This is a genomic window from Streptomyces sp. NPDC050423 (genome assembly GCF_040655445.1).
GTDB lineage: Bacteria > Actinomycetota > Actinomycetes > Streptomycetales > Streptomycetaceae > Streptomyces.
Map to the genome: position 1 here is coordinate 1 of NZ_JBFAJY010000092.1, position 3,010 is coordinate 3,010.

General features: G+C 65.0%; 2 protein-coding genes and 1 pseudogene. 2 read left to right on the forward strand and 1 reads right to left on the reverse strand.

Going from position 1 to position 3,010, the window contains the following annotated elements:
• Positions 1-126: 126 nt before the first annotated feature.
• The gene (locus AB0I52_RS32730) at positions 127-936 is read right to left on the reverse strand and encodes a hypothetical protein (protein WP_363078798.1); all 810 of its coding nucleotides are present in this window, start codon (positions 934-936) and stop codon (positions 127-129) included.
• A 379-nt stretch (positions 937-1,315) separates the two neighbouring features.
• On the opposite strand from AB0I52_RS32730, the gene AB0I52_RS32735 reads away from it, so the two are divergent.
• On the forward strand, positions 1,316-2,254 hold the full coding sequence (locus AB0I52_RS32735) for an NADP-dependent oxidoreductase (protein ID WP_363078800.1): 939 nt from the start codon (positions 1,316-1,318) through the stop codon (positions 2,252-2,254).
• Between the two features lie 208 nt (positions 2,255-2,462).
• Positions 2,463-2,655, forward strand: a pseudogene (locus tag AB0I52_RS32740) (hypothetical protein); the annotation flags it as partial.
• Between the last annotated feature and the right edge of the window lie 355 nt (positions 2,656-3,010).

Here is a 3,010-nt window from a genome sequence, read left to right on the forward strand (position 1 = left end):
GGCACCGCCCCCTCTCGTCACGAGAAGACCTGCCCATTTCCGCACCAACCCACGTCCCCACAGGTCAGGGCTTCCCTCGAAACGAGCCGCACCCAAGGCCGATGCCGGCCCGTGAGACCAATCTGGCTACTTCCAGACGGTGAAGTAGTTCTTGACGGGCATAGTGATCTTGAAAACCATCCCGTACTCGCGTCGCAGATCCGCCACGCTGGTCGAGGCAGGCTCGTTGAGGCAACGTCGCACCGGCGGCTCGTGGGGGCTGCATGGGCGTGGCTCTTCAATCAGCTGACCTGTGTTCCCACTGCGCACCTGGTCCCAGCTGAGGGTGAGGGTGGTGCCGCCAAATAAGTGTGTTGGTTCCCCGGTTCCTGGTCCTTGCGGGTCGCCTGCTTTCCCGCGGTAGTAGTCGACGACTGCGCGCGCGTAGTGGAACTCATGGTTGAAAGGGATGGGAGGTCCCGTACGGTCTCCTGCGCTGAGCACTCCGTCGATGGTGTCGGCCATCCTGCGGGGATCTGCCCCAAAGTAGGCAGCAACGGACATCATGCATTTGATCTTGTACCTGTCGGAGCCTGTCGGGAGGAATAGTTCCTTCGCGCTCCCGCCAACACACACATCTTCCAGAACAACCAGCCCCAGCGTGAGCGGCGTTTCGGCTTCCCAGACGGCGATGATGTCCCGGCTGGCCAACTCCGCCTCCTGCCGCGCCTTCAGGGCTTCTGGGCTGCCAGCCAGTTTGCGCACGGTCTTCTCGCTGGTCGCGCGCCCGCACGCTGCGAGAACAAGCACCAAGACGATAGTGAAGGGTAAGCCGGTCACGCGGCGTATCCAGGATTTTTGCTGTCGGCTCAGAGTCGGCGAACCGAGCCAGGGCGCAGCGACCGTAGTCAGAAGAACAGCCAGGACGAGTATCACGATCCAGAAGGTGGTCGCCATGACGGCCATGATTCGCTAGCCGCACGAACCGCTGCTACCCGTACAGATACTCATAGAGCTCAACGTCGAGGGACCGGACACTCATCTCCTACCTGGAGCGACAGCAACGTCACCTCATTCTGTTAGGCGCTGTTAGGCCACGCCAAGGCCACCATTGGCCGGTCACCGAAACGGGCGGCACCGGGAGCCGATACGTGCCCGGCGACCGCACGCGGTGAACGACGAAGGACGCCCCCAACCCGGGCAGGGGTTCCCCATCGAACGTGCCCGGCCCGCGGCCGATGCCCATGTCTCTGCGATCCGGGTGCCGCGACGAGCCGGTCTGCGAACACCAGCCCATACGTCTGGTACTGACGGGCCCTCAGTAGCATCCCGTTCCATGAGAGCACTGACCTTCGCCGAGTACGGTCCCGCAAGTGTCCTTGAAGTCGTTGACGTACCAGAACCGCATGCCGGACCGGGGCAGATCCGAGTGGCTGTGCGGGCGTCCGGCGTCGGACGCTTCGACTGCGGCCTGCGCTCGGGTCAGTTCCGCGACATGATGCCGTTGCGCCTGCCTCACGTGCCCGGTGTGGACGCCGCGGGCGTGATCGACGAAGTCGGTGCCGACGTCACCGATGTACGTCCGGGCGATGCGGTCTTCGGCATCGTCGACCTCGCCGAGCTCGGGCAACTCGGTGGCGCCAGCGCCGAGTACGCCGTGCTTTCCGCTTGGGCGCTGAAACCGGACGCGCTGACCTGGGAGCAAGCGGGCGGCGCCGCAGCGAACGTTGAGACCGCCACCCGCGCGCTCGATCGGTTGAAGGTCGGCAGCGGCAAGACCCTGCTGGTCGAGGGAGCGGCCGGCGGGGTCGGCACGGTCGCCATCCAGCTCGCGGTGGCCCGTGGCGCGACCGTCATCGGCACCGCCAGTCCACACAACCATGAGTTCCTCACCCGGCTCGGGGCAGAACCGACGGCCTACGGTCCCGGATTGGGCGAGCGGGTCGGCGTCATGGCAGCCGACGGAGTGGACCTTGTCCTGGACTGCGTCGGGTCCGGCTCACTGCCTGATCTGATAGACCTTGCAGGAAGTCCAGACCGTGTGGTGACCATCGCCGACATGCACGCCGCTGAGCACGGAGTTCATCTGACCCGTTCAGCGGGACCGGGCGCAGACCCGCAAGCGCTCGCAGGACTGACCGCAGCTGCGGCCCTCGCCCAGCAGGGCCGCTTCACCGTGCCGATCGCGGCCACCTTCACCCTGGAGAACGCTGCCGAAGCGCACCAGCTGAGCGAGACCGGCCATGCGCGGGGGAAGATCGTGATCACCCACTGATACCCGAGCCTGATTTCGTGATCTCTCGTTGGCGCCGGCCGGGGTGGGTACGGCCACCGCGTGATCATCTGAGGATGTTCACACTTCTCCAGATCGCGCAGTCGCCTGTTGGTTCTGTTGTCGCCTGTTGAGCGGAACGACTGCCGGCAGTTGGCCGAGCAGGCCGGTTGCACCTGCCCCGGCCCGATACGGCTCGAGCTGGGCGGCGGAACGCCGAAATCGCACTCTGTTCGACGAATGCGTGTATGTGCGCCCCTGTTCCAGACGTGCCGGGGCTGTTGCGGATTTCCTCCACCACTGCAACCGGCACCCGTGCCACCGCGCTCAGAGGTCAGCCGCCCATCAGCCGTGTCAGCAACGCCGCAGGCCTGCACGGCTTGGCGGCTCACAGGACAAGGTGATCCGTTTCCTCCAACTCCCAGTACGGACCCTGCCCTTGCTGGCTTTCCGCGCACGGAGACGGGCCCTGATCTTGAGCTTTAACCTCAGATCCGGACGGGGATTCCGTCATGGCATCGTGTGAATATGCAGATCTCGACGGACGACCATCCGCTGCCGCTGTCCACGTGTTGGTTGTTCTGGATCGCGGTGCCGACCGGCGACCAGGCGGGCGTCATGGCAACCCTGGGTCTCACCCGGTCGAGGTCCGTGACGTTCGCGGAGCGGAAGATTTCAAGTCCAGTGAGACGGTCGTGACGCTATGAGTTTTGTGGTGCGGGGTCTCTCCGTTTGGCCGGGTCGTTGATCCAGGCCATC

Excerpts from the sequence above, each read along its gene's own strand:
- AB0I52_RS32735 (WP_363078800.1), top strand. The coding sequence starts at position 1,316 with ATGAGAGCACTGACCTTCGCCGAGTACGGTCCCGCAAGTGTCCTTGAA.
- AB0I52_RS32730 (WP_363078798.1), bottom strand. The coding sequence starts at position 936 with ATGGCGACCACCTTCTGGATCGTGATACTCGTCCTGGCTGTTCTTCTG.